Here is a 26,525-nt window from a genome sequence, read left to right on the forward strand (position 1 = left end):
CGTGAGCGTTCCGACCATGACGACGGCCCCCGCCGCCGTGAACGCGCCCCTGCGGCGCGACTCGCGGCGGCGGCGGGTCGTCTGGCTCGTCATCCTGGCGCTGCTCGTCCTGGTGGCGGCCATCGTCTCGGTGACGTTCGGAACGCGTGCCGTCTCCTTCGACGACATCATCGCGGGCCTCACCGGGAGCATCGAGAGCACCTCGGCGGCCGCCGTCTCCAAGCGCGTTCCGCGCACGGTGCTCGCGTTGGTCGTGGGCGCGGCCCTCGCCGTGTCGGGCGCCGTCATGCAGGGTGTCACGCGCAACCCCCTCGCGGACCCGCAGATCCTCGGCATCAACGGCGGCGCATCGCTCGCCGTCGTCATCGGGCTCGCCTTCTTCGGCGTGTCCAGCGCGTTCGGCTACATCTGGCTCGCCATGCTGGGCGCGGCCATCGCAGCCGTCTTCGTCTACACGATCGGGTCCCTGGGCCGCGGCGGCGCGAGCCCTCTCAAACTCGCTCTCGCGGGGGCGGCGACGGCGGTCGCCTTCAGCTCGCTGATCAGCGCCATCCTCCTCCCCCGCATCGACGTGATGAGCGTCTTCCGGTTCTGGCAGATCGGCGGTGTCGGCGGTGCCACCGTCGAGAAGATCCTCCTCGTAGTCCCCTTCCTCGCGGTCGGAATGGTCATCTGCCTCGCGGCCAGCGCCGCACTCAACTCGCTCGCGCTCGGAGACGAGCTCGCGGCGGGGCTCGGCGAGCGCGTTCGCACGGCGCGCCTGGTCGCCGCACTCGGTGCCGTCATCCTCTGCGGCGCCGCGACCGCCGTCGCCGGCCCCATCGGCTTCGTCGGGCTGATCGTGCCGCACATCTGCCGCCTGCTCGTCGGTCCCGACCACCGCTGGCTCCTCCCCGTCTCGGCGCTCGTCGGCGGGGGGCTTCTCATCGTCGCCGACGTCGTCGGCCGTGTGATCGCGCGCCCTCAGGAAGTCGAGGTCGGAATCGTGACCGCGCTCATCGGAGCCCCGTTCTTCATCGCGATCGTCCGCCGACAGAAGATGCGCGCCCTGTGACCGCCGCCGCCACCCGTGCGACCATCGACGTCGTCGTCGGCGGTCGCACGCGGCGCGCCTGGCGCAGACGGGTCGTCGTCGGCTCGCTGCTGACAGCTGTCGTCGTCATGTACGCGGTCTCGCTCATGGTCGGTCAGACCTTCTACACCCCCGCCGAGGTCTGGGGCGTCATCACCGGCCAGACCGTTCCCGGTGCCTCGTTCACCGTCGGCGAGCTACGACTGCCCCGGGCAACCGTCGCACTCCTCACGGGTCTCTGCTTCGGAATGGGCGGCGCCGTGTTCCAGACGATGCTGCGCAATCCGCTCGCCAGCCCCGACATCATCGGCGTCAACGCCGGCGCGAGTGCCGCGGCGGTCGTCGGTATCGTCTTCCTCTCGCTCAGCGAGGCGGGCATCTCGCTGCTGGCCACCGTCGCCGCACTGGCGACTGCGCTGATGATCTACCTGCTCGCGTTCAAGGACGGGGGTGCCGGGGCTCGCTTCATCCTCATCGGGATCGGTGTCGCGGCGATCTTCAACAGCGTCGTGTCCTACGTGCTCTCGCGCGCGGCGGAATGGGATCTTCAGGCCGCGATGCGGTGGATCACGGGCAACCTCAACGGAGCGTCGTGGGATCAGGCGGTCCCGCTGGCGCTCACGATGGTCGTGGTCGTTCCCGTTCTGCTGTGGCTGACTCGCGACCTCGAGCTCATGCGCCTCGGCGACGACACGGCGGCAGCTCTCGGTGTCCCCGTCGAACGCCGCCGCGTCCTGCTCATCGTCGCCGCCGTCGCGCTCCTGGCCTTCGCCACCGCAGCGGCCGGCCCCATCTCGTTCGTCGCGTTCCTCTCGGGCCCGATCGCCGCACGGATGATGGGGCCCGTCGGATCCCCGGTTCTCGCCGCGGGTCTGTTCGGGTCGCTCCTCGTGCTGGTCGCCGACCTCACGGCGCAGTATCTGCTGGGCATCCGCCTGCCCGTCGGCGTCGTCACCGGGGTGCTGGGTGCTCCCTATCTCATCTTTCTGCTCATCCGCAGCAGCCGCTCAGGAGGCTCACTATGACCGCGGACCGCTCTCTCGAAGCGCGTGGCGTCCGTCTCGGCTACGGTGACCGCGTCATCGTCGACGAGCTCGACCTCACGGTCCCCGGAGGCCGTATCACCGCGATCGTCGGCGCCAACGCATGCGGCAAATCGACGCTGCTGAAATCGATGGCCCGGCTCCTCACCCCGCGGTCCGGAAGCGTGCTGCTCGACGGGAAGGACATCCACCGGCTGCCGACGAAGCGGGTGGCTCGTGATCTCGGTCTGCTGCCGCAGTCGCCGATCGCTCCCGAGGGCATCACGGTCTCCGATCTCGTGAGCCGCGGCCGGACGCCCCACCATGGCCCGCTGGCCCGCTGGACCCGGGCCGACGACGAGGCGGTAGCCCAGGCGCTCGATGCCACCGACACGGCCGCCATCGCCGATCGCTCCGTGGATGAGCTGTCGGGCGGCCAGCGGCAGCGTGTGTGGATCGCGATGGCGCTGGCCCAGCAGACCGATGTGCTCCTGCTCGATGAACCGACGACGTTCCTCGACGTGAGCCACCAGATCGACGTGCTCGACCTGCTCACCGACCTCAATCGCGATCGCGGCACGACGATCGTCATGGTTCTGCACGACCTGAACCTCGCGGCGCGGTACGCCGACTACCTCGTCGCGATGGCCGGCGGGCACCTCTACGGCGCCGGCGACCCCGGAGAGGTCCTGACCGCCGAGACCGTGCGCGCGGTGTTCGGGCTCGACAGCCGCGTCATCCCCGACCCGCTCACGGGGCGGCCGCTCGTGCTCCCCATCGGGCGTCACCATGTGCCCGCAGAGCTGATTGGAAAACCATGACTCGCCCCGCACTCGACTTCTTCCGCGTCTCCGTCGCGGCCATCACCGACCTGACCCCGAGCTTCCGGCGCTTCACCTTCCGCAGCGACGACCTGGCGGAGTACGGCGACCCCGGCTTCGACCAGCGCGTGAAGATCCTGTTCCCCACCGAGACCGCGTCCATCGACACCATGCCGACGGGCCCGGACTGGTACGAGGGCTGGCGCGCACTCGCCCCCGACGCCCGCCCCGTGATGCGGACGTACACGACGCGCGCTGTCCGGCCCGAGCTGCGCGAAGTCGACATCGACATGGTCGCGCACGATGTCATCGGCCCGGCCTCGGCATGGATCGCGGATGCGCGCGTCGGCGACGAAGTGCTCATCCTGGCGCCGACGACCGCGCACACCGGGGTGAGCTACGGAATCGATTTCGTTCCGCCTGCCGACACCGACGCGATCCTGCTCGCCGGCGACGAGACGGCCGCCCCGGCGATCGCGGTGATCCTCGAACAGCTCCCTCCCGAGGCGCGCGGCACCGTGGTGCTCGAGCTCCCGACGAGCGGCGACCTCGACTATCTGCCGCGCCACCCCGGGTTCGAGCGCCGGATCGCGGCGCGGGCCGACGAGGGCCAGCGCCACAGCCACCTGATCTCGACGGTGGAGCAGACCGCCGCACGGCTGGCACCGGCCGGCATCGGCGCCGAGGTTGAGGAGATCGACATCGACGCCGACATCCTCTGGGAGGTGCCCCGCACGGCCAAGGGAGGGGCCGCCCTCAAGCGCGCTCCCCTCTACGCCTGGCTCGCCGGCGAGGCGTCGGCGATCAAGACGCTTCGACGCCACCTGGTCGGCACCGTCGGCGTGGATCGCCGCGCCGTCGCGTTCATGGGCTACTGGCGGCTCGGGCGCTCCGAGAACTGACGACGCGCGCAGGACGACTCGCCGGTATCTGCGGGTGCGAGGCGCCCGGCATCCGCATTCCCTGGCGAGTCGACGGCGGGGCGGACGCCTCAGCCGCGGGCCAGCACCGTTTGACGCGCGAACGCGCCGACGCGGCCGACGGCGTCACGCAGGACGTCGGGCCCGCAGCCGAAATTGAGCCGCACGTGCCCGACGCCCTCGGCTCCGAAGAACGGGCCATGGTGAAGGGCGACCCGGGCGCCTTCTCGGATCGGGTCGGCCGGGTCATCGCCCCAGCCGTACGCCGACACGTCGATCCACGCGAGGAACCCCGCGTCGGGGATGCGATAGCGCGCAAGCGGAAGGTGCTCGGCCAACAGCTCCCCCAGCAGCCGCCGGTTCTGATCCAGGCGCACGAGGAGGCTGTCGAGCCACGCATCCGATTCGGGCGAGAACGCGGCGATCGTCGACAGCGCGCCGAACAGGCCGGTGCGCCATTCGACCTCCCAGGGCAACCCGCGTACGACGTCTGCATTCCCCTCGGACGCGGTGACGATCACCGCACACTTCAGTCCGGCGAGGTTGTACGCCTTCGATGCGCTCGTCACCGCGTATCCGACGGCGGCGGCCTCGGTCGACGCCGTGAGGAAGGGGACGAAGGCGACCTCGCCGCCCGTGAGGGGTCCGTGGATCTCGTCGCTGATCACGACGGCGCCGTATCGGTGCGCCAGAGCAGCGAGTGCTCGCAGGGACTCGACCGAGTGCACGGTTCCCGTCGGGTTGTGGGGGTTGCAGAGCAGAACAGCTCGCGCGCCGCCGATGAGGGCCCGCTCGATGCCGTGGAGATCGAGCTCCCAGCCCGAGCCGGTGTCGGTCAGCGGCACCTCTTCGACGATGGCCCCCGCCTCGGCGACCGTATCGAAGAACGGCGGGTACACCGGGGGGTTGACCACGACCCGGTCACCGGGAGCGACCGTGGCGCGCAGGAGCTCGACGACGCCCATCATGACGTCCCCGGTCCAGCGGACCCGGCTCGGGTCGACCGTCCATCCCCATCGGCGGTGGGCGAACCCGACGAAGGCCTCGGCGATACCGGGCTGCGGCGGCGTGTAGCCGGTGTCGCCGATCTCCACGGCTTCGCGCAGCGCACTCGTGATCGGCTCCGCGAGCGCGAAATCGGTCTCGGCGACGAACATCGGGATGACGTCGTGCGGGTACGATCGCCATTTCGTGCTCGACCGTCGCCGCAGCGTCTCGAGCGGGAGGGCGTCGAGGGGCTGGGTGCTCATCCGGCGAGCCTAGCCCCGCCGCCAGGCGTCGCGCCGGTAGGTGTCGCCGCATGACGAAAGCCCCCGTATCCGCCGTCGGGCGGTCACGGGGGCTCGTCTTCAGGACTCGTCAGATCGCGAAGCCGAGAGCGCGCATCATGTCGCGGCCATCGTCCGTGATCCGCTCGGGACCCCACGGCGGCATCCACACCCAGTTGATGCGGAAGCGATCCACGACGTTGTCGAGAGCCTGAGCCGTCTGCTCCTCCAGGACGTCGGTCAGCGGGCAGCCCGCCGACGTCAGCGTCATGTGGATGATGAGAGCGTCGTTCTCGTCGTCCCACGCGAGGTCGTAGATGAGACCCAGGTCGACGACGTTGATCCCCAACTCGGGATCCATGACGTCCTTGAGAGCCTCGGTGACCTCGTCGTATTTCTCGGGCGCGAGTGTTGCGGTCATGTAACGATCCTACGCGTCGACGGGGGTGTCGGCGTCGAGGAAGCGGTCGTAGCCCTCTTCCTCGAGTCGGTCGGCGAGCTCGGGCCCGCCCTCTTCGACGATCCGGCCCTTGACCATGACGTGAACGAACTGCGGCTGGATGTACCGCAGGATGCGCGTGTAGTGCGTGATCAGCAGCACACCCAGGTCGGTGTCGGCCTTCGCACGGTTCACGCCTTCGGAGACGATCTTCAGCGCGTCCACGTCGAGGCCGGAATCGGTCTCGTCGAGCACCGCGATCTTCGGCTTGAGAAGCTCGAGCTGGAGGATCTCGTGACGCTTCTTCTCACCGCCCGAGAATCCCTCGTTGACGTTGCGCTGCGCGAACTTCGGGTCCATGCGCAGGTTGGCCATCGCCTGCTTGACGTCCTTGGTCCACGAGCGGATCGCGGGCGCCTCGCCCGCGACGGCCGTCTTGGCCGTGCGGAGGAAGTTGGTGACCGTGATGCCGGGCACCTCGACCGGGTACTGCATGGCGAGGAAGAGGCCGGCACGGGCCCGCTCGTCGACCGACATCTCGAGGACGTCTTCGCCGTCGAGCGTGATCGAGCCGCCGGTCACGGTGTACTTGGGGTGTCCGGCGATCGCGTAGGCGAGCGTCGACTTGCCGGAGCCGTTGGGCCCCATGATCGCGTGGGTCTCGCCGGTGCGCACCGTGAGGGTGACGCCGTTGAGGATCGGGGTGGCCCCCGCCTCGGTCTCGACCGTCACGTGCAGGTCGCGGATCTCGAGAACAGACATGTCGGGTTCCTTACTTCACTTCACATCGCGGGTCACGGCGGGATCGATGAGGATGTCGTCCCCCTCGATCGTGACCTCGTAAACGGGGACCGGCTCGTACGCCGGAAGATTCAGGGGCTGACCGGTGCGCAAGGAGAACGCCGAGCCGTGCGCCCAGCACTCCAGTGTGTCGCCCTCCACGAAGCCCTCGGCGAGCGAGATGTCGCCGTGCGTGCAGGTGTCTCCGATCGCGTGCACCTCGCCGTTGGCGTCGAGGACGACCGCCATCGGCACCTTGTCGACGACGACGCGCACCGCGGTGTCCTGCTCCAGCTCGCTGAGCTTGAGCACCTTCTGAGCGGTCACGCGTCGGCTCCCGCCGCCAGCTCGGCCTCGATGGCCTCCAGCAGCTCGTCCGCGAGCTCGTCGACGCCCATCTTCTGGACGATCTCGGCGAGGAATCCGAGCACGACCAGGCGGCGAGCCTCGGCCTCGGGGATGCCCCGCGCCTGCAGGTAGAACAGCTGCTGATCGTCGAACCGGCCGGTCGCGCTGGCGTGGCCTGCGCCCTGGATGTCGCCCGTCTCGATCTCGAGGTTCGGGATCGAGTCGGCACGCGCACCGTCGGTGAGGACCAGGTTGCGGTTCGCCTCGTAGGAGTCAGTCCCCACGGCGTCGGGGCCGATGAGCACATCGCCGATCCAGACACTGTGGGCGCTCTCGCCCTGCAGCGCGCCCTTGTACAACACATCGCCCACCGTCTGCGGGCCCTTGTGGTGCAGGTACACCTGGCTCTCGAGGTGCTGGCCGGAGTCGGCGAACGACAGACCGTACATCCGCCCCTCGGCCCCTGCGCCGGCAAGCTCGAGCGAGGGGTTCACACGGACCACCGCGCCGCCGAGGCTCACCACGACATGAGTGAGCGAGGCGTCGCGGTCGACGCGGGCCTGGTGCGCCGCGGCGTGGACGGCGTCGTCGTCCCAGCGCTGCAGCGAGACCACCGTCAGCGCCGAGCCGTCGCGAGCGATGATCTCGACGTTCTGCGCGTGGGCGGCCGTCCCCTCGTGGCGGAGGATGACGGTGCCGCGCGCGTTCGGCATGGCCTCGATCACCACGTGCGCGTGCGCCAGGCCGCCGTTGCCGTGGAGGCTGACCACGACCGGCTCGGCCAGCTCGACGCCGGCCGGGATCCGCAGCAGCGGCGCCTCGGCCTCCTGCGACCACGCGATGGCGCTCGGCAGGTCCTCGGGACGGAAGACCTCGCCGCGGGGCGCATCGCCCACGCGGAGCCGGGCCTGCTCGACCTCGGCCGGCGCGGTGACCTTTACCGAGACGACACCGGTCGGGCCGGCCTCGTCGACCAGCAGCGGAGCCAACCGGTCGATGGGGGTGTGCTTCCAGTTGACCTCGCGGCCCGTGGGGGCGCCGAAATCGGCCGGGTCGTACGATGACGGCCGCTCGGACCGCGTCTGGACGGGAACGAATGCCGCTGCAGGGTCGATGTGGCCCTTCTCGCCGGTGGCGGGGGCCTGGGTGACGCTCGTCATATCAGCCGACGCTGCCTTCCATGCCCATCTCGATGAGCTTGTTGAGTTCGAGGGCGTATTCCATCGGGAGCTCGCGCGCGATCGGCTCGATGAAGCCGCGCACGATCATGGCCATCGCCTCGTCCTCGGGCATACCGCGGCTCATGAGGTAGAACAGCTGCTCCTCGGACACCTTCGAGACGGTGGCCTCATGCCCGAGCTGCACGTCGTCGACGCGGATGTCGATCGCAGGGTACGTGTCGGACCGCGAGATCGTGTCGACGAGCAGGGCGTCGCAGCGCACGGTGTTGGCCGAGTGGTGCGCGTTCGCGTCGACCCGAACCTCTCCCCGGTAGCCGGCCCGGCCGCCGCCGCGCGCGATCGACTTCGAGACGATCGACGACTGCGTGTAGGGCGCCATGTGGATCATCTTCGCGCCGGCATCCTGGTGCTGACCGGGACCGGCGAAGGCGACCGACAGGGTCTCGCCCTTCGCGTGCTCGCCCATCAGATAGATCGACGGGTACTTCATCGTCACCTTGGAGCCGATGTTGCCGTCGACCCACTCCATCGTCGCGCCTTCGTGGGCGACGGCGCGCTTGGTGACGAGGTTGTACACGTTGTTGGACCAGTTCTGGATCGTCGTGTAGCGAACGCGGGCGTTCTTCTTCACGATGATCTCCACGACCGCCGAGTGGAGCGAGTCGCTCTTGTAGATCGGCGCGGTGCACCCCTCGATGTAGTGGACGTAACTGTCCTCATCGGCGATGATCAGCGTCCGCTCGAACTGCCCCATGTTCTCGGTGTTGATGCGGAAGTAGGCCTGCAGCGGGATCTCGACGTGGACGCCCTTGGGAACGTAGACGAACGAGCCGCCCGACCACACCGCCGTGTTCAGCGCCGCGAACTTGTTGTCGCCCGCCGGGATGACGGTGCCGAAGTACTCCTCGAAGAACTCGGGGTGCTCGCGGAGAGCCGTGTCGGTGTCCATGAAGATGACGCCCTGCGCCTCGAGATCCTCACGGATCTGGTGGTACACGACCTCGGACTCGTACTGGGCCGCGACACCGGCGACAAGACGCTGACGCTCAGCCTCGGGGATGCCGAGCTTCTCGTAGGTCTCGCGGATCTCCTCGGGGAGGTCCTCCCACGACTGCGCCTGCTTCTCGGTCGAGCGCACGAAGTACTTGATGTTGTCGAAGTCGATATCGCTGAGGTCGGCGCCCCACGTGGGCATCGGCTTGCGGCCGAACAGCTGGTAGCCCTTCAGACGGGTCTTCAGCATCCACTCCGGCTCGTTCTTGAGGGCCGAGATCCCGCGGACGACGTCCTCGTTGATGCCGCGCTGCGCGACAGCGCCCGCGGCATCCGTGTCGTGCCAGCCGAACTCGTACACCCCCAGGCCTTCGAGTTCCGGTCGGTCGATCAGCACATCCGACATGACTTTCCTCCTCTTCGCACCGCAACGGTGTCATCCGTCCCGGCATTCCCGACTCCGACGGGAGTCACGTGGACGGGGATGCCGATTCGCGGGCCTGATGGACGCGGATGCCGCGCCTAGACTATGAGGGACGACGTGCACACGCGCCGCCATCCCGAACACACCCGATTCTACAGGCAACGCCCCCATCCGCGGGCCTGCCCGGAACGTACGAGGCGCGAATCGAGCGCCCCCGGAGGACTCCGATGTCATTGGTCCGAACCCGCCCCGGACTCGTCGCGACGATCATGCCCACCGCCATCACGCGGTGGACGCGCGTCATGGCATGGCTGCTCGTCATCACGAACATCGGCATCGTCGGCACCGGCGGCCTCGTCCGGCTCACCGGATCGGGCATGGGGTGCGAGACGTGGCCGTACTGCACGGAGGGATCGCTCACCCCGACGCCCGAGATGGGCATCCACGGTCTCATCGAGTTCGGCAACCGCACCCTGACGGGCGTGCTCGTCATCGTCGCGCTCCTGGCCTTCCTGTCCGTCATCCGCCTGCGCGCCACGCGACGCGAGCTGCCGGTGCTGAGCTTCCTCGTCGGCCTCGGGATCATCGTGCAGGCCGTCGTCGGTGGCATCACGGTGTGGCTGCACCTGCACCCGAGCATCGTGGGGCTCCACTACCTCATCTCCGCGGCCCTCGTCGCCCTCGCGACCGCCTTCCTCGTGCGCGTCTACGCCACTCCCGGCCCGCGCGTGCGCATCGTGCCCCGCGCGTACGCCATCACGACGCACGTGACGACCCTCGCGGTGACCGTGACGGTCGTCGTCGGCATCCTCCTCACCGGGGCCGGACCGCATGCCGGCGACGACGCGGCCGCCCGCAACGGTCTCGACCCGATCTTCTGGCAGCACGTGCACAGCTGGCCCGCCTACCTCACCCTCGTGCTGACGCTCGTGCTGGTCTCCGGCGCGGTGCGCCTCCCCCGCACGACCGGGCTGCAGCGATGGACGGGCCTCCTGCTCGGCGTCGAGCTGCTGCAGATCGCGGTCGGCCTCTGGCAGGCGCGTACGGGCCTGCCGATCGCGCTCGTGAACATCCACATGGTGCTCGCCGTGGCCCTCGTGGCCGCGATGGTCGCCGTCGTGATGTCTCTCAAGGCCCCGCTGGCCAGCGCGGCGCCCGCGGCCGCCCGAGAGGTCGCGCACACAGAAGCCTCATAGGCTTCGGAAGGGGCACGCAGAGGTCGATCCCCCAGAGTGTTCGAGGCCGCCGACAGCGGTCGCGACACGAAGGAGCACCATGAGCGTTCACCCCCGCATTGTCCGCAGCATCCCGTTCTGGATTCTCGTTGCCGGATCGGTTGCCGCGATCGGCGGTGGCACCTATGTCCTGGTCGAGAAGCTCAGCCACATGGAGGCGACCATTCTCGACAACACCGCCACGGGTGTCGACGTCTACGTCGGCCAGATCTGGGGCGTCTTCGGCGGCATCCTGCTGGGTGCCGGTGTCGTCGGTCTGGCACTCGCCCTCGCCACCGCGGCGCTGAGCTCGGTCCTCTCCGCTGCTGCGCGCGGCGCCGGCGCGCAGCAGGAGCACCACACTGCGGTGCCCGCCGCAGCCGAGCCCGTCGTCGCGGCGCCCGTGGCGTCGGAGACCGCCATCTCGGAGCCCGCGGCCTCGGAGACGCCCGTCTCGACCGAGACGACCGCGGTTCGCGCCGCCGACACCTCGGCGCCCGACCCGGCGACGACCTCGACGCTGGAATCGCCGACCGGCGACGCGCAGCAGCGCTGACCACCGCCGCACTCGTTCAGGACGGCCGTCCTCCTCACCGCCCGGGCTCACCGGGAGTCAGGAGGGCGGCCGTTCTGCACGCTCTGCTCAGTTCTCAGCGCACCCCTGCTGGTCCCCCGAAGACGCTGCCGGGCCCCCGGTCCGGGCAACGTCACCTGGCAGCGGACGCCACAACCCACGCCTCGAAGAGGCACCAACTGCCCAGCGAGCCCAACCCAGCGAGCTCACCCGGCAGCACACGCCCCAACCCACGCCTCGAAGGGGCACCAACTGCCCAGCGAGCCCAACCCAGCGAGCTCACCTGGCAGCACACGCCCCAACCCACGCCCCGAAGGGGCACCAACTGCCCAGCGAGCCCAACCCAGCAAGCTCACCCGGCAGCACACGCCCCAACCCACGCCCCGAAGGGGCACCAACTGCCCAGCGAGCCCAACCCAGCAAGCTCTCCTGGCAGCACACGCCCCAACCCACTCCCCGAAGCGGCACCAACTGCCCAGCGAGCCCCGCAGGGCGGGCGGGCACCGGTGTCAGAAGGGCAGCAGCGGGTCGACCGCGATGGCGACGAAGACGAGCGTCAGGTAGGTGATCGACGCGTGGAACACGCGCATCGGGCGAGCCTGCTCGCCACGGACGGCGCGGTTGTACAGGCGGTGCGACTCGTACAGGAACCACCCGCCGAAGACGATCGCCGACACGCTGTAGACGAGCCCCATGGGCGCGACCGGGATGAGCAGCAGCGAGCACGCCACTGTTGCCCACGCGTAGAGGATGACCTGCAGACCGACCTGAGAGCCGTTGCGGGTGGCGCCGAGCATGGGGACGTCGACCTCGTCGTAGTCGTTCTTGTACTTCATCGACAGCGGCCAGTAGTGCGGCGGCGTCCAGAGGAAGACGAGGACGAAGAGGATCAGCGCCGCCCAGGAGAGCGAGCCGGTCACGGCGGACCAGCCGATCACGACCGGGAAGCACCCCGCAATGCCGCCCCAGACGATGTTCTGCTCGGTGCGGCGCTTGAGGATCATCGTGTAGATCACGACGTAGAAGAAGATCGCGAAGACGCTGAGGGATGCCGCGACCCAGTTCGTCGTGACGGCGAGCCAGACGGTGGATGCCACGGCGAGGGTCCACGCGAAGATGAGCGCACCCCGAGCCGACACCTCGCCCGTCACGATGGGGCGATTCTCCGTGCGCTTCATGTGCGCATCGATGTCGCGATCGAGGTACATGTTGAACGCGGCAGCGGATCCCGCGCTCATCGCTCCCCCGACCACGGTCGCCAGGACCAGCCACAGGTTCGGCAGGCCACCGGCGGCGAGGATCATGACCGGGACGGTCGTCACGAGCAGCAGCTCGAGCACGCGGGGCTTCGTCAGCGCGACGTAAGCGCGCACCGTGGCACCGAAGGACGTGCCGCGAGAAGTGTCGACAGAGGCCGAACCCGCAGTCGTCGTGGTGTCCATCGCTCCCCGCATCTCACCCGCTGTGAACCTGTCCAGTCTAGGGCATCCTCCGAGCGGGGCCTCCGGGAGGCGGCTGCTGCACGCCGTCACAAGACGACGTCCGCGCCCCGGGCGCCTGACGTGATCGCTATGCTGAAGACATACGCGCGCCGGCGCCGAAACCCTCCCTTCCTGACTGCGGAGCGGCATGCGCAGGCGCTGCCTCTCGAGAAAGGCGACCGAGTGTCGGAACTTCGTTGGGACGAGATCGATCGGCGCGCGGTGGACACCGCCCGCGTCCTGGCCGCGGATGCGGTGGAGAAGGTGGGCAACGGCCACCCGGGGACGGCCATGAGCCTCGCCCCGGCCGCCTACCTGCTGTATCAGCGCGTGCTGCGGCACGACCCCACCGACACCGACTGGCTCGGGCGCGACCGCTTCATCCTGTCGGCGGGTCACTCGTCGCTCACGCAGTACGTCCAGCTCTACCTGGGCGGGTTCGGGCTCGAGCTCGACGACCTGAAGGCACTGCGCACGTGGGGCTCGCTGACTCCGGGACACCCCGAGTACGGCCACACCAAGGGCGTTGAAATCACGACCGGTCCCCTCGGTCAGGGTCTGGCGACGTCCGTCGGCTTCGCCTACGCGGCTCGCTACGAACGCGGCCTCTTCGACCCGGAGGCGCCGGCCGGCACCTCCCCCTTCGATCACTTCATCTACGTCATCGCCAGCGACGGCGACATCCAGGAGGGCATCACGGCCGAGGCCGGCTCGCTCGCCGGACACCAGCAGCTCGGCAACCTGATCGCGATCTACGACGCGAACCAGATCTCGATCGAGGACGACACGAACGTCGCCTTCACCGAGGACGTCGCCGCACGGTACGAGGCCTACGGCTGGCACGTCCAGACGGTCGACTGGAAGAGCACCGGCGAGTACGTCGAGGACGTCGCCGCGCTCTATGACGCGATCGAGGCCGCGAAGGGCGAGACCGACAAGCCCTCGCTCATCGTCCTCAAGACGATCATCGGCTGGCCGGCGCCCGGCAAGCAGAACACCGGCAAGATCCACGGCTCGGCGCTCGGCGCCGATGAGCTCGCCGCCACCAAGAAGGTCCTCGGGTTCGATCCCGAGAAGAGCTTCGAGGTCGCCGACGACGTCATCGCCCACACCCGCGCCCTCGCCGAGCGTGCCGCCGCGGAGCGCGCCGAATGGCAGAAGTCGTTCGACGCGTGGGCCGAGGCCAACCCCGAGCGCAAGGCCCTGCTCGACCGCCTCGAATCGGGCGAGCTTCCGGCCGACGTCAGCGTCCCCGCATTCGAAGCGGGCAAGGCGGTCTCGACCCGCGCGGCGAGTGGACAGGTCATCAACGCCCTCGCCGAGCAGCTCCCCGAGCTCTGGGGCGGCTCCGCCGACCTCGCCGAGTCGAACCTGACGACGATCAAGTCGGGCAAGAGCTTCATCCCCACCGAGTGGTCCACGCACGAGTGGTCGGGCGACCCCTACGGTCGTGTCCTGCACTTCGGCATCCGCGAGCACGCGATGGGCGCCATCGTCAACGGCATCGTCCTGCACGGCAAGACGCGCGCCTTCGGCGGCACGTTCCTCATCTTCAGCGACTACATGCGCCCCGCGGTGCGTCTGGCCGCCCTGATGAACATCCCCTCGATCTACGTGTGGACGCACGACTCGATCGCCCTCGGTGAGGACGGCCCCACCCACCAGCCGATCGAGCAGATCTCGTCGCTGCGCCTGATCCCCAACTTCACGGTGGTCCGTCCGGCCGACGCGAACGAGACCGCCGCGGCGTGGCACGAGCTGCTGCGTCGTCAGGCCGGACCCGCCGGAATCGCCCTGACCCGTCAGAACATCCCGGTCTTCCCCCGCGGCGAAGACGGCTTCGCGACCACCGACGGCGTGGCGAAGGGCGCTTACGTGCTCGTCGACGCCGAGGGCGGCCAGCCGGACGTCATCATCGTCGCCACCGGTTCCGAGGTTCAGCTGGCCGTGGAGGCTCGCGAGGCTCTCGCGGCGGACGGCATCCAGGCGCGCGTCGTCTCCGCCCCGTCGCTGGAGTGGTTCGCCGAGCAGGACGAGGCTTACCGCGAGTCTGTCCTGCCCTCCGCCGTTCGAGCGCGCGTGTCGGTCGAGGCCGGCGCCACCCCGCTGTGGCGCTCGATCGTCGGCGACACGGGACGCTCGGTCGGCATCGACCACTTCGGTGCATCGGCCGACTACCAGACCCTGTTCGAGAAGTTCGGAATCACCACCGAGGCCGTCGTCGCGGCCGCCCGCGCAACCGTTGAGGAGAACAACGCATGAGCACGCCCACCCAGGACCTCTCCGACGCCGGCGTCAGCATCTGGCTCGACGATCTGTCGCGCCAGCGCATCACGACCGGCAACCTGCAGGAACTCATCGACACGCGCAACGTCGTCGGCGTGACCACGAACCCCTCGATCTTCCAGGCCGCCATCAGCGCCGGCGTCGGATACGAGGAGGCCATCGAGGCCCAGGCCAAGGCCGGAGCATCGACCGACGACACGATCTTCGAGCTGACGACGGCGGACGTCCGCAACGCGTCCGACATCTTCCGCCCGATCTTCGACAAGACCGGCGGCGTCGACGGCCGCGTGTCGATCGAGGTCTCCCCCGACCTCGCCCACGACACCGAGGCGACGATCGCCGAGGCGAAGAAGCTCGCCGCCGCGGTCGACCGGCCGAACGTCCTGATCAAGATCCCCGCGACCAAGGCGGGCCTGCCCGCGATCACCGAGGTGATCGCGGCCGGCATCAGCGTCAACGTCACGCTGATCTTCTCGCTCGAGCGCTACAGCGAGGTCATCGACGCCTACCTCGCCGGTCTCGAACGAGCCCGCGAGGCGGGCATCGACCTCGGCGGCATCCACTCCGTCGCGTCGTTCTTCGTCTCCCGCGTGGACACCGAGGTCGACAAGCGTCTCTCCGCGATCGGATCGGATGCCGCCAACGAGCTGAAGTCGCTCGCCGGTGTCGCCAATGCGCGCCTGGCGTACGAGCTGTTCGAGAAGAAGTTCGCCGAGCAGCGCGCGCAGGACCTCGTCGCCGCCGGCGCGAACCTGCAGCGTCCGCTGTGGGCGTCCACCGGCGTGAAGGATCCCGCACTGCCGGACACCCTCTACGTCACCGAGCTCGTCGCTCCCGGCACGGTCAACACGATGCCCGAGAAGACCCTCGAGGCGACCTTCGACCACGGCGTGATCTCGGGCGACACCGTCACCGGCGCGTACGAAGCGGCTCACAAGGTGTTCGACGACCTCGCGGCCGTCGGCATCGACCTCGACGACGTCACGCAGCTGCTCGAGGACGAGGGCGTCGAGAAGTTCATCGCGTCCTGGCACGACCTGCAGGGCACGGTGACGGCGGCTCTGGAGAGCGCCCGTTGAGCTTCGAGATCCACGTCTCGGGGCACGTCTCCGACGTCGTCGAGCAGACGCTGCCCCGGCTCGTGGCCGATCTGGTGGCGAGCGGCATCACCGCGGGTGACGCGACCCTCTGGGGTCCGGATGCCGCCGACGAGGCGTCTCGTCGACTCGGCTGGGTGCAGGCCGTAGCGGTGTCGCGCCCCCTGGTCGCCGAGATCGAGGCGCTGCGCGCGGAGCTGCTCTCCCGCGGCATCACGCGCGTCGTGCTCGCCGGGATGGGCGGTTCGTCGCTCGCGCCCGAGGTGATCGCGCGCACTCATGGGGTGCCGCTCACGATCCTCGACTCCACCGCCCCCGGGCAGGTCCTCGCGGCCATCGATGGTGACGCCGAGACGGGTGGTCTCGCCGAGACCGTCCTCGTCGTCTCGTCCAAGTCCGGATCGACCGTCGAGACCGACGCTGCCCGGCGGGCCTTCGCCGCGGCGTGGAGCGACCTCGGCATCGACCCCGCCGACCGGATCGTCGTCGTCACCGACCCGGGCTCGCCGCTCGAGGCCGAGGCGCGCGCGGCGGGACACCGCGTGTTCACCGCCGACCCGACGGTCGGAGGGCGGTACTCCGCGCTCACCGCGTTCGGGCTCGTGCCGGCCGGCCTGGCCGGAGCCGACATCGGTCAGCTGCTCGACGAAGCCGACGCGACCCTGCTCGAAGTGGCGGTCGACGACCGTCGCAACCCCGCTCTCGTGCTCGCTGCGGCGATCGCGGGTGGAGAACCGCGCCGCGACAAGCTGGCTCTCATCAGCGACGGAACCCACATCGTGGGGCTCCCCGACTGGATCGAGCAGCTGGTCGCCGAGTCGACCGGGAAGGCCGGCACCGGCATCCTGCCCGTCGTCGCCACCCCGCTCTCCCCCGAGCTCGACCTCCTGCCTAATGACCTGCAGGTCGTGCGGCTCGTCGGCGACGCGGTCCATTTCCAGATCCTCGAGCAGCACCCGGGCGAGGTGCTCGTCAGCGGCTCGCTCGGCGCCCAGTTCCTGGTCTGGGAATACGCCACGGCGATCGCCGGTCGCCTGCTCGGGATCAACCCGTTCGACCAGCCCGACGTCGAAGCGGCGAAGTCCGCCGCGCGCGCTCTGCTCGACGACGCCCAGCCCACCGCCTCCGCGCCGCTGTTCGTCGAGAACGGCGTCGAGGTGCGGGTGTCCGATCCGTCGCTCGCTGCGGATCACACGCTCGCCGGCGTTCTCGCGAACCTGTGGCGGAGCGTGCCGGCCGACGGTTACGTCGCCGTTCAGGCCTACGTCGATCGCACGGCGGTGCCGCAGCTGGCCGGCGTGCGCGAACTGATCGCGGCGGACTCCGGCCGCCCGACCACGTTCGGATGGGGACCGCGGTTCCTGCACTCCACCGGCCAGTATCACAAGGGAGGCCCCGCCAACGGCGTCTTCCTCCAGATCACCGAACGCACCGACGTCGACCTCGAGATCCCGGGGCGCCCGTTCACGTTCGGACGACTGATCGAGGCGCAGGCCTCCGGCGACGCCGCAGTCCTCGCCGGGCGCGGCCGGCCGGTCGTGACACTCACCCTGACGGACCCCGCGACCGAGGTCCTCACCCTTTTCGAAGCCGCCCAGTAGGAAGACCCCTCCCATGACCGTGGAGATCTCGCGCGCCCACAACCCCCTGCGCGATCCCGACGACCGCCGCATGAACCGCATCGCCGGGCCGAGCGCCCTGGTGATCTTCGGTGTCACCGGCGACCTGTCGCGCAAGAAGCTCATGCCCGCCGTGTACGACCTCGCCAATCGCGGATTGCTTCCCCCGGGGTTCGCCCTCGTCGGGTTCGCCCGCCGCGACTGGGAGGACCAGGACTTCGCCGAGGTCGTGCACGCCGCGGTGAAGCAGCACGCCCGTACCCCGTTCCGGGAGGAGACGTGGAAGCAGCTCCTCCAGGGCATCCGCTTCGTCTCGGGCGAGTTCGGCGACGCCGACGCCTTCCGCCGGTTGCGCGAGACGGTCGAGAAGCTCGACGTCGATCGCGGGACGATGGGGAACCACGCGTTCTACCTGTCGATCCCTCCGAAGGACTTCCCGATCGTCGCGAAGCAGCTGAAGGACTCAGGTCTGGTCGACGAGCACGCCGACGCCGACACCTGGCGACGCGTCGTCATCGAGAAGCCGTTCGGCAGCGACCTGAAGACGGCCCGCGAGCTCAATGCGGCGCTGGAGGTGGCCTTCCCGGCGGATTCGATCTTCCGGATCGACCACTACCTCGGCAAGGAGACGGTGCAGAACATCCTCGCGCTGCGCTTCGCGAACGAGATGTTCGAGCCGATCTGGAACGCGAACTACGTCGACCACGTGCAGATCACGATGGCCGAGGACATCGGCGTCGGCGGTCGTGCGGGGTACTACGACGGCATCGGCGCAGCGCGTGACGTCATCCAGAACCACCTCCTCCAGCTCCTCGCCCTCACCGCGATGGAGGAGCCCATCTCGATGGAGGCGAACCACCTCCGCGCAGAGAAGGAGAAGGTGCTCGCCGCCGTCCAGCTCCCCGACGACCTGTCGACGGCGACCGCCCGCGGGCAGTACGCCGGCGGCTGGCAGGGCGGCGAAGAGGTGACGGGCTTCCTCGACGAGGACGGGATGGACCCCGAGTCGACGACCGAGACGTACGCCGCCATCAAGGTCGACATCGCCACGCGTCGCTGGGCCGGTGTGCCGTTCTATCTACGGACGGGCAAGCGTCTGGGTCGCCGCGTGACCGAGATCGCCGTCGTGTTCAAGCGTGCTCCGCAGCACCTGTTCCTGCGCAATCAGACGACCGAGCTCGGGCAGAACGCCCTCGTCATCCGAGTTCAGCCGGACGAAGGCGTCACGATCCGGTTCGGGTCGAAGGTGCCCGGCGCGGCCACCGAGGTGCGCGACGTCACGATGGACTTCGGCTACGGTCACGCGTTCACCGAGTCGAGCCCGGAGGCGTACGAGCGCCTCATCCTCGACGTCCTCCTCGGCGACCCGCCGCTGTTCCCCCGCCACGAAGAGGTGGAGCTGTCCTGGCGCATCCTCGACCCCGTGGAGGAGTTCTGGGCGAAGCAGGGCGGTCCGCTCGAGCAGTACGCCCCCGGCTCCTGGGGTCCCACTTCCGCAGATGAACTGCTGGCCCGCGACGGCCGCGTCTGGAGGCGTCCATGATCGTCGATCTGCCCGACACGACGGTGTCGAAGATCGCCCGCGAACTCGTCAACGTGCGCGAGGAGGGTGGCGCCGTCGCTCTCGGGCGAGTGCTGACCCTCGTCATCGCCACCTCGCACGGACTCGAAGAGGACGCGATCGAGGCGGCCAATGATGCATCGCGCGAGCACCCGATGCGCGTGATCGTGCTGATCACCAATCGCGAGGGTGAATCGAAGCTCGATGCGCAGATCCGGGTCGGCGGAGACGCCGGGGCGAGCGAGGTCATCGTCCTGCGCGCCAGTGGCGGAGCCGCGAGCAACGACGAGGCGCTCGTGACGGGCCTGCTGCTCCCCGACGCCCCCGTCGTGGCATGGTGGCCCGACCACCCGCCGGCAGACCCCTCGCAGTCTCCCATCGGCCGCATCGCGCAGCGCCGCATCACCGACGCCGCCACCCTGCCGTATGACAGCGGACGGCTCGCCGCCCTCGGCACCGGCTACGCCCCCGGCGACACCGACCTCGCGTGGACCCGCCTCACCCATTGGCGCGAGCAGCTCGCCGCCGTGCTCGACCAGCCGCCCTACGACCCCGTCACCGAGGTCGAGGTCGTCGGAAGCGGCAGCTCTCCGTCGACGGGGCTGCTCGCGGCGTGGCTGTGCCTCATGCTGGACGTGCCGGTGAACTGGCAGTACGCCCCCCGCGAGGAGTGGGAGCACGGCATTCGCAGCGTGCGGCTGAAGCGTCCGAGCGGCGACGTCCTGCTCGAGCGCACCACGACCATCGACGCGACCCTGACGCAGCCGGGCCAGCCCTCGCACGACCTCGTCCTCCCCCGTCGGACGCTTCGCGAGTGCCTCGCCGAGGAGCTTCGCCGCCTGGGGCCCGACGTCCTCTACGGGCGCGTCATCACCGACGGTTGGGCGAGACTCCACCGATCGCCGGCGGGAGACGCCTGACATGCCCACCGCCGAGAAACGCGTCGTCATCAGTCCTGACGTCGACACCCTGACCGGCTCCATCGCGTCACGCTTCCTCGATCGCGTGGCGAAGTGGGGCGCGGACGGGCGGACCGTCAACGTCGGGCTCGCGGGCGGCGGGATCATCGGCGATGTGCTCGAGCGGCTGGGTTCCCACCCGGATCGTGACGGCGTCGACTGGTCGCGCGTGCACTTCTGGTGGGTCGACGAACGCTTCGTTCCGCGCGACAGCGACGACCGGAACGAAGCCGTCGCCCGCCGGGCGTTCCTCGATGCGATCGCCGTGCCCGCCGAGAACGTGCACCCCATCGCCGCATCCGACGAGGTCCCGGATGCCGAGGCCGCGGCTACGGCGTACGCGGCAGAGCTCGCCTCAGCCGGTTCGGACGAGGCGGCCTGGCCCGTATTCGACATCTGCTTCCTCGGCGTCGGCCCCGACGGCCATATCGCCTCGCTGTTCCCGGACCGCGGTGAGATCCGCATCACCGACAGCCCTGTGTCAGCCGTACACGACTCCCCCAAGCCGCCGTCCGACCGCGTGACCCTCACACGTCCCGTGATCAACGGGTCCAAGCGTGTGTGGATGGTGCTGGCCGGACCCGACAAGTCGGCGGCACTCGGGCTCGCCCTCGCCGGCGCCAGCTATCACAGCGTGCCCGCCGCAGGCGCCAAGGGCACTCGTCGCACGATCCTGTTCACCGACGAGGCGACCGCCGCCCAGGTGCCGCCGGAGCTGATCGACGACCAGTACTGACGTCGCCGACCCGGGTGAACGAAGAAGAGAGCGGATGCCGTGGCATCCGCTCTCTTCTTCGTTCGTCGCGTCGTGCGTCTCGCGTCAGTTCAGCCCACGACGCTCGCGAAGCTGCTGCAGGGCCTCATCGAGGAGCTGCTCGGCTTCTTCGTCAGTGCGACGCTCCTTCACGTAGGCGAGGTGCGTCTTGTACGGCTCGGTCTTGGCGACAGCCGGCGGGTTCGCCTTGTCGCGGCCGGCCGGCAGCCCCGAGTGTGGCGAGTCGATCGTCTCGGGGATCTCTTCCTCGGCGATACCGGCAGCGAAATAGCGCACGGTTTCGTTACCGAGAGCATCCCAGTACGAAATCGCCACGCGATCAGCGTGGTGACCGTGGTCCTGCTCGCCCATGGGCCCCGCGCCGACGCGGGTGCCGCGGATCGCGTTCCCTCCCGTGGCCATCAGAGCACCGTGAACTTCGTGATGAGGCCGAGGGCGACGATGGAGAGGAACCACGCCAGCGCGAGCACGATCGTGAAACGGTTGAGGTTGCGCTCTGCGAGCCCCGACGAGCCCATAGCGGAACTCATCCCGCCGCCGAACATGTCGGACAGGCCGCCGCCACGCCCCTTGTGGAGCAGGATCAGCAACGTCAGGAGCAGGCTGGTGATGCCCAGAAGCACCTGCAGCACGAACTCGAGGATCTGCACGGTGGTCGTCACCTTTCCGGCGATCGTTCCGATCGCACGAGGATCAAGTATATCCAGCAGCCGCGCGGATACGCGTACGGCCCGGCGACCGGTAGGTCGCCGGGCCGTACGACGTCACACGCCGACGTGCTTCTGGTAGCGGATGATCGCGGCGAACTCGTCCGCGACCAGGCTCGCGCCGCCGACGAGGGCGCCGTCGACATCGGGCTCGCGCATGAATCCGGCGATGTTCGCCGACTTCACCGAACCGCCGTACAGGATGCGGGTGCGTGCCGCCGCGTCAGCCCCGAGCACGGAGCCGACGACCTCACGCAGCTTCGCGCATACGTCCTGCGCCTGCTGCGGCGTCGCCGCCTGCCCCGAGCCGATGGCCCACACCGGCTCGTAGGCGACCACGATGTCGGCATCCGCCGCCACGCCCGCGAGGGCCGCTTCGAGCTGCGCCACCGGAACAGCCGAAGCGCCGTGCTTCTCGAGGTCTTCCGCCGTCTCCCCCACGCAGATGACCGGTGAGAGGCCGTGACGGAGTGCCGCCTGGACCTTCGCCGCGACGACCTCATCGGTCTCGGCGTGGTACTCGCGACGCTCGGAGTGACCGATGATCACATACCGGCAGTCGAGCTGCTTGAGGAACGCTCCCGAGATCTCACCGGTGTACGCACCGGAGTCCTTCGTCGAGAGGTCCTGAGCGCCGAGCGCGAACGCGATCTTGTCGGCGTCGAGCAGCGTCTGCACCGTACGCAGATCGGTGAAGGGCGGGAAGACCGCCACCTCGACCGAGTCGTCGTCGTGCTTGGCATCCTTCAACGTCCAGTGGAGCTTCTGCACGAACGCGACCGCCTGCAGGTGGTCGAGATTCATCTTCCAGTTGCCCGCGATGAGGGGCATACGGTTCATGCCCATCCGAGCACCTCCAGACCGGGCAGCTTCTTGCCCTCCAGGAACTCCAGCGACGCACCGCCACCGGTCGAAATGTGGCCGAACGACGAGTCGGAGAATCCGAGCTGGCGCACCGCCGCCGCGGAGTCTCCGCCGCCGACGACCGACAGGCCGTCGACTTCGGTGAGCGCCTGGGCGACAGCGCGGGTGCCCGCGGCGAACGCCGGCATCTCGAACACGCCCATGGGCCCGTTCCAGAAGACGGTACGGGAGCTGAGGATCGCGTCTGCGAAAAGCTCCGCCGTCTTCGGGCCGATGTCCAGGCCCATGCCGTCGGCACCGAAGGCGGTGTCCTCCAGAGCATCGGCCGCGGCGACGACGTGGTCGGCGTCGGCGGCGAAACCGGAGGCCATGACGGCGTCGACGGGGAGAACGAGCTCGACGCCGCGCTCCTTCGCCGTGGCGATGTAGCCCTTCACGGTTTCGAGCTGGTCGCTCTCGAGCAGGCTCTTGCCGACCTTGTGCCCGAGCGCAGCGAGGAACGTGAACAGCATCCCGCCGCCGACGAGGATCTTGTCGGCGCGCGGAAGCAGGTGCTCGATGACACCCAGCTTGTCGCTCACCTTCGAACCGCCGAGCACCACCGCGTACGGACGCTCCGGGTTCTCAGTGAGGCGGTCGAGGACGTCGACCTCCTTCTCGATGAGGAACCCGGCCGCCGAGGGCAGGATCTCGGCGAGATCGTAGACCGACGCCTGCTTGCGGTGCACGACACCGAAGCCGTCCGAGACGAGCACGTCGCCGAGGGAGGCGAGCTGCTCGGCGAAGGCGCGACGCTGGGTCTCGTCCTTCGCGGTCTCCCCTGCGTTGAAGCGGAGGTTCTCGATCACCGCCACGTCGCCGTCGCCGAGGGACGACACGACCTGCTGCGCCGACTCGCCCACGGTGTCGCCGGCGAAGGCGACGGGCTTGCCGAGCAGCTCGGACAGCCGCTGCGCGACGGGCTCGAGCGAGTACTTCGGGTCGGGGGAACCGTCGGGACGACCGAGGTGCGAGCAGGCGATGACGCGCGCGCCCTGGCCGATGAGGTGGTCGATGGTGGGCAGCGCCGCACGCACACGGCCATCGTCCGTGATGACTCCGTCCTTCAGGGGGACGTTGAAGTCAACACGGACGATGACGCGCTTGCCTGCGAGCGGGCCCAGCGAATCGAGGGTTCGCAGAGCCATGGTCGTCAGAGCTTGCTGGCGACGAGCTCGGTGAGGTCGACGAGGCGGTTGGAGTAGCCCCACTCGTTGTCGTACCAGCCGACGACCTTGACCTGGTTGCCGATGACGCGGGTCAGGCCTGCGTCGAAGATGCAGGAGTGGTCGTCGGTGACGATGTCGCTCGAGACGATCTCGTCCTCGGTGTACTTCAGGATGCCCTTGAGCGGTCCCTCGGCAGCAGCCTTGTATGCGGCCTTGATCTCGTCGACCGTGACCTCGCGCTCGAGCTCGACCGTGAGGTCGGTGGCCGAACCGGTGGGAACGGGCACGCGCAGGGCGAAGCCGTCGAGCTTGCCCTTGAGCTCGGGGAGGACGAGGCCGATGGCCTTGGCCGCACCCGTCGAGGTGGGGACGATGTTGAGGGCGGCGGCGCGTGCGCGGCGGAGGTCGCTGTGCGGGCCGTCCTGCAGGTTCTGGTCGGCGGTGTACGCGTGGACCGTCGTCATGAGGCCCTTGACGATGCCGAATTCGTCGTTGAGAACCTTCGCCAGCGGCGCGAGGCAGTTGGTGGTGCACGACGCGTTCGAGATGACGTTGTGGTTCTCGGGGTCGTACAGGTCCTCGTTGGCGCCGATGACGAACGTGCCGTCCTCGCCCTTCGCGGGAGCCGAGATCAGAACCTTCTTGGCGCCGCCCGCGATGTGCTTCTTGGCGTCCTCGGCGTTCGTGAAGCGACCCGTCGACTCGATGACGATGTCGACGCCCAGCTCACCCCAGGGCAGGTTGGCGGGGTCGCGCTCTTCGAAGACCTTGATGGTCTTGCCGCCGACCGTGATCGAGTCCTCCGAGTACGTGACCTCGGCGTCCAGGCGACCCAGGATCGAGTCGTACTTGAGCAGGTGGGCGAGAGTCTTGTTGTCGGTGAGGTCGTTCACCGCCACGATCTCGAGGTCCGCGCCCTGAGCGAGGGCGGCGCGGAGGTAGTTGCGTCCGATGCGGCCGAAGCCGTTGATGCCGATCTTGACAGACACGATGTCTCCCGTTTCTTGTCGCGCCGGAAAAGCCCGTGCTGGCTGACCGAAACGCGATCTGATGAAAAAGAAGAGAATGCCGGGTTCGGCTCCCGTTGCCGGGAGGAGCCCGGCATCCTCACCTGTTTATGACCCTACTACGCGAGCAGGCCGGCCGTCTTCTCCCGGGCCGTCACAAAGCGCTCGGCGACGTTCTGCCAGTTCGCGATGTTCCACGCCGCCTTGACGTAGTCCGCCTTGACGTTGAGGTAGTCGAGGTAGAAGGCGTGCTCCCACATGTCGAGCTGGAAGATGGGGATGGTTCCCTGGGCGGTGTTCGACTGCTGGTCGAACAGCTGCTGGATGATCAGCTGGGCGCCGATCGGGTCCCAGCTGAGCACGGCCCAGCCGGAGCCCTGGATGCCGGTGGCGGCAGCCGTGAAGTGCGCCTGGAACTTGTCGAAGCCCCCGAAGAACTCGTCGATCGCCGCACGGAGCTCGCCCTCGGGCTCGCCACCGCCCTCGGGCGAGAGGTTCGTCCAGAAGATGGAGTGGTTGACGTGCCCGCCGAGGTTGAACGCGAGGTCCTTCTCGAGCTTGTTGACGTTCGCGAGGTTGCCGGTCTCACGGGCCTCCGCGAGCTGCTCGAGAGCGGTGTTGGCGCCGTTCACGTACGTCTGGTGGTGCTTGGAGTGATGAAGCTCCATGATCTTGCCGCTGATGTGCGGCTCGAGAGCCGCGTAATCATAGGGGAGCTCGGGAAGGGTGTACTTCGTCATTCTCTATCTCCTGTCAGCACCGCGCAGCGCGCGGCTCGTGCTGTCGAAGGCGCGCGACCGCACGCCTCGTGGACATTTCTCATCCTATTGAGGGGCAACGCGTCGCACACCCCGTTGCTTCCCGTTCGGAACGCGGTGTAACGCGGAAGAGGTCGCTCAGTCGGAAAGACCCGCGGGGACGGCCGACTCGGTGTCGGGCAGACCCTCGGCGGCGGCCTTCTTGTCGGCCATCGCGAGAAGGCGGCGGATGCGGCCCGCGACGGCGTCTTTGGTGAGGGGCGGATCGGCGTGGTGCCCGAGCTCGTCGAGGCTCGCGTCCCGGTGCGCGAGGCGCAGGTCTCCGGCCTGCTTGAGGTGGTCGGGCACCTCGTCCCCCAGGATCTCGAGAGCGCGCTCGACCCGGGCACAGGCTGCGACGGCCGCCTGGGCCGAACGACGCAGATTCGCATCGTCGAAGTTCACGAGACGGTTCACGCCGGCGCGCACCTCGCGGCGCTGACGCATCTGATCCCAGGTGTCGGCCGTGCGCGTGGCGCCCATCTCGGCCAGCGTCTGACGAATCGCCTCGCCGTCGCGGACGACGACGCGCGGGATCCCGCGCACCTCGCGTGCCTTGGCGGCGATGCCCAGACGGTGGGCGGCGCCGACGAGGGCCATGGCGGCTTCCGGCGACGGGCACGAGATCTCGAGAGCCGCCGAACGCCCGGGGTCCGACAGCGAGCCGGCCGCGAGGAACGCTCCGCGCCACAGTGCGGCCAGATCGGGACGCGATCCCGTCGTCAGCCGGTTGGGAAGGCCGCGGACGGGACGTCGACGCTGGTCGAGCAGGCCCGTCTGGCGAGCCAGGGTCTCGCCGCCCTCGCGGACACGGACGGCGAACGTCGCGCCGTCGCGTCCGCCGGATGCCTGGATGCGGGCGAGCTCGGGGCGCACACCGTAGATCTCGACGAGCTCGCGGGCGACGCGGCGCGCGAGAATCTCCGAGTCGACCTCGGCCTCGACGGCCACACGGCCCGCGATGGAGTGCAGACCGCCCGCAAAGCGCAGGATCGCGGTCACCTCGGCCACCCGGGCGGCGGGTCGAGGGTCGCGCATCGCAGCCAACTCGGTCTTGACGTCAGCGGTCAGCGGCACGGCGCTCCTTCGGGAGGGGGTTCGGGGGACG

Annotated in this window: 26 protein-coding genes; 12 read left to right on the forward strand and 14 right to left on the reverse strand. The window is 69.1% G+C overall.

Annotated elements, in window-relative coordinates; all coding sequences use genetic code 11:
- The first annotated feature begins 16 nt into the window (after positions 1 to 16).
- The 4 genes from C3481_RS03400 to C3481_RS03415 are packed head-to-tail and all read left to right on the forward strand — an operon-like array spanning position 17 to position 3,817.
- On the forward strand, positions 17 to 1,054 hold the full coding sequence (locus C3481_RS03400; protein WP_103841988.1) for an iron ABC transporter permease: 1,038 nt from the start codon (positions 17 to 19) through the stop codon (positions 1,052 to 1,054).
- On the forward strand, positions 1,051 to 2,097 hold the full coding sequence (locus C3481_RS03405) for an iron chelate uptake ABC transporter family permease subunit (protein WP_023951426.1): 1,047 nt from the start codon (positions 1,051 to 1,053) through the stop codon (positions 2,095 to 2,097). Before C3481_RS03400 ends, C3481_RS03405 begins: the two co-directional genes overlap by 4 nt.
- Positions 2,094 to 2,915: an ABC transporter ATP-binding protein gene (locus C3481_RS03410; RefSeq protein WP_023951428.1), complete on the forward strand. Its 822-nt coding sequence runs from the start codon at positions 2,094 to 2,096 to the stop codon at positions 2,913 to 2,915. Before C3481_RS03405 ends, C3481_RS03410 begins: the two co-directional genes overlap by 4 nt.
- Positions 2,912 to 3,817 (forward strand): siderophore-interacting protein, encoded by a 906-nt coding sequence (locus C3481_RS03415; RefSeq protein WP_103840788.1) that lies wholly within the window; start codon positions 2,912 to 2,914, stop codon positions 3,815 to 3,817. Before C3481_RS03410 ends, C3481_RS03415 begins: the two co-directional genes overlap by 4 nt.
- Before the next feature lie 89 nt (positions 3,818 to 3,906).
- Here C3481_RS03415 and C3481_RS03420 read toward each other — a convergent pair whose 3' ends face one another.
- The 6 genes from C3481_RS03420 to sufB form a co-directional block, all read right to left on the reverse strand.
- Complete coding sequence (locus C3481_RS03420) at positions 3,907 to 5,085, reverse strand: MalY/PatB family protein (protein ID WP_103840790.1); 1,179 nt, start codon at positions 5,083 to 5,085, stop codon at positions 3,907 to 3,909.
- Between the two features lie 109 nt (positions 5,086 to 5,194).
- Positions 5,195 to 5,524 carry a metal-sulfur cluster assembly factor gene (locus C3481_RS03425; RefSeq protein ID WP_023951434.1) on the reverse strand — a complete coding sequence of 110 codons (330 nt, stop codon included), beginning with the start codon at positions 5,522 to 5,524 and terminating at the stop codon, positions 5,195 to 5,197.
- 9 nt (positions 5,525 to 5,533) lie between these two features.
- Positions 5,534 to 6,304: a Fe-S cluster assembly ATPase SufC gene (gene sufC, locus C3481_RS03430; protein ID WP_023951436.1), complete on the reverse strand. Its 771-nt coding sequence runs from the start codon at positions 6,302 to 6,304 to the stop codon at positions 5,534 to 5,536.
- A 15-nt stretch (positions 6,305 to 6,319) separates the two neighbouring features.
- Entirely contained in the window at positions 6,320 to 6,649 is a 330-nt protein-coding gene (locus tag C3481_RS03435; RefSeq protein ID WP_023951438.1) for a non-heme iron oxygenase ferredoxin subunit, read from the reverse strand.
- Positions 6,646 to 7,830 (reverse strand): Fe-S cluster assembly protein SufD, encoded by a 1,185-nt coding sequence (gene sufD / locus C3481_RS03440; RefSeq protein WP_103840792.1) that lies wholly within the window; start codon positions 7,828 to 7,830, stop codon positions 6,646 to 6,648. The genes C3481_RS03435 and sufD overlap by 4 nt, the downstream gene beginning before the upstream one ends.
- A 1-nt stretch (position 7,831) precedes the next feature.
- On the reverse strand, positions 7,832 to 9,250 hold the full coding sequence (sufB, locus tag C3481_RS03445) for a Fe-S cluster assembly protein SufB (RefSeq protein ID WP_023951442.1): 1,419 nt from the start codon (positions 9,248 to 9,250) through the stop codon (positions 7,832 to 7,834).
- 245 nt (positions 9,251 to 9,495) lie between these two features.
- Here sufB and C3481_RS03450 point away from each other — a divergent pair, with 245 nt between their 5' ends.
- Entirely contained in the window at positions 9,496 to 10,464 is a 969-nt protein-coding gene (locus tag C3481_RS03450; protein WP_103840794.1) for a heme A synthase, read from the forward strand.
- A 79-nt stretch (positions 10,465 to 10,543) separates the two neighbouring features.
- Positions 10,544 to 11,038: a dinucleotide-utilizing enzyme gene (locus tag C3481_RS03455; RefSeq protein ID WP_103840796.1), complete on the forward strand. Its 495-nt coding sequence runs from the start codon at positions 10,544 to 10,546 to the stop codon at positions 11,036 to 11,038.
- Between the two features lie 527 nt (positions 11,039 to 11,565).
- Here the strand turns inward: C3481_RS03455 and C3481_RS03460 are convergent.
- Complete coding sequence (locus C3481_RS03460) at positions 11,566 to 12,498, reverse strand: heme o synthase (RefSeq protein WP_103841990.1); 933 nt, start codon at positions 12,496 to 12,498, stop codon at positions 11,566 to 11,568.
- A gap of 222 nt (positions 12,499 to 12,720) precedes the next feature.
- Between C3481_RS03460 and tkt the strand changes: the two genes are divergently transcribed.
- The 6 genes from tkt to pgl are packed head-to-tail and all read left to right on the forward strand — an operon-like array spanning position 12,721 to position 20,795.
- A complete protein-coding gene (gene tkt / locus C3481_RS03465; RefSeq protein ID WP_088380353.1) occupies positions 12,721 to 14,799 on the forward strand; it encodes a transketolase in 2,079 nt (692 codons plus the stop codon).
- Positions 14,796 to 15,902, forward strand: coding sequence for a transaldolase (gene tal / locus C3481_RS03470; RefSeq protein WP_103840798.1), 1,107 nt, complete (start codon positions 14,796 to 14,798; stop codon positions 15,900 to 15,902). The genes tkt and tal overlap by 4 nt, the downstream gene beginning before the upstream one ends.
- The gene (locus C3481_RS03475) at positions 15,899 to 17,521 is read left to right on the forward strand and encodes a glucose-6-phosphate isomerase (protein WP_023951456.1); all 1,623 of its coding nucleotides are present in this window, start codon (positions 15,899 to 15,901) and stop codon (positions 17,519 to 17,521) included. The genes tal and C3481_RS03475 overlap by 4 nt, the downstream gene beginning before the upstream one ends.
- 13 nt (positions 17,522 to 17,534) lie before the next feature.
- Positions 17,535 to 19,082, forward strand: coding sequence for a glucose-6-phosphate dehydrogenase (gene zwf, locus C3481_RS03480; RefSeq protein WP_023951458.1), 1,548 nt, complete (start codon positions 17,535 to 17,537; stop codon positions 19,080 to 19,082).
- A complete protein-coding gene (locus tag C3481_RS03485) occupies positions 19,079 to 20,020 on the forward strand; it encodes a glucose-6-phosphate dehydrogenase assembly protein OpcA (protein ID WP_023951461.1) in 942 nt (313 codons plus the stop codon). Before zwf ends, C3481_RS03485 begins: the two co-directional genes overlap by 4 nt.
- Before the next feature lies 1 nt (position 20,021).
- Positions 20,022 to 20,795 carry a 6-phosphogluconolactonase gene (gene pgl / locus C3481_RS03490; RefSeq protein ID WP_064956825.1) on the forward strand — a complete coding sequence of 258 codons (774 nt, stop codon included), beginning with the start codon at positions 20,022 to 20,024 and terminating at the stop codon, positions 20,793 to 20,795.
- An 84-nt stretch (positions 20,796 to 20,879) separates the two neighbouring features.
- Here pgl and C3481_RS03495 read toward each other — a convergent pair whose 3' ends face one another.
- The 7 genes from C3481_RS03495 to whiA all read right to left on the reverse strand — a co-directional run bounded on the left by C3481_RS03495 (position 20,880) and on the right by whiA (position 26,494).
- The gene (locus C3481_RS03495) at positions 20,880 to 21,236 is read right to left on the reverse strand and encodes an RNA polymerase-binding protein RbpA (protein WP_023951465.1); all 357 of its coding nucleotides are present in this window, start codon (positions 21,234 to 21,236) and stop codon (positions 20,880 to 20,882) included.
- Complete coding sequence (gene secG / locus C3481_RS03500; RefSeq protein WP_036304945.1) at positions 21,236 to 21,484, reverse strand: preprotein translocase subunit SecG; 249 nt, start codon at positions 21,482 to 21,484, stop codon at positions 21,236 to 21,238. The genes C3481_RS03495 and secG overlap by 1 nt, the downstream gene beginning before the upstream one ends.
- A 114-nt stretch (positions 21,485 to 21,598) precedes the next feature.
- Positions 21,599 to 22,387: a triose-phosphate isomerase gene (gene tpiA, locus C3481_RS03505; RefSeq protein WP_064956827.1), complete on the reverse strand. Its 789-nt coding sequence runs from the start codon at positions 22,385 to 22,387 to the stop codon at positions 21,599 to 21,601.
- A complete protein-coding gene (gene pgk, locus C3481_RS03510; RefSeq protein WP_103840800.1) occupies positions 22,378 to 23,592 on the reverse strand; it encodes a phosphoglycerate kinase in 1,215 nt (404 codons plus the stop codon). The genes tpiA and pgk overlap by 10 nt, the downstream gene beginning before the upstream one ends.
- Before the next feature lie 5 nt (positions 23,593 to 23,597).
- The gene (gap, locus tag C3481_RS03515; protein WP_023951471.1) at positions 23,598 to 24,602 is read right to left on the reverse strand and encodes a type I glyceraldehyde-3-phosphate dehydrogenase; all 1,005 of its coding nucleotides are present in this window, start codon (positions 24,600 to 24,602) and stop codon (positions 23,598 to 23,600) included.
- Between the two features lie 137 nt (positions 24,603 to 24,739).
- Positions 24,740 to 25,360 carry a superoxide dismutase gene (locus C3481_RS03520; RefSeq protein ID WP_023951473.1) on the reverse strand — a complete coding sequence of 207 codons (621 nt, stop codon included), beginning with the start codon at positions 25,358 to 25,360 and terminating at the stop codon, positions 24,740 to 24,742.
- Positions 25,361 to 25,516: 156 nt separating this feature from the next.
- On the reverse strand, positions 25,517 to 26,494 hold the full coding sequence (whiA, locus tag C3481_RS03525) for a DNA-binding protein WhiA (RefSeq protein WP_023951475.1): 978 nt from the start codon (positions 26,492 to 26,494) through the stop codon (positions 25,517 to 25,519).
- Between the last annotated feature and the right edge of the window lie 31 nt (positions 26,495 to 26,525).

It is taken from the genome of Microbacterium sp. Ru50 (assembly GCF_002920555.1).
GTDB lineage: Bacteria > Actinomycetota > Actinomycetes > Actinomycetales > Microbacteriaceae > Microbacterium > Microbacterium arborescens.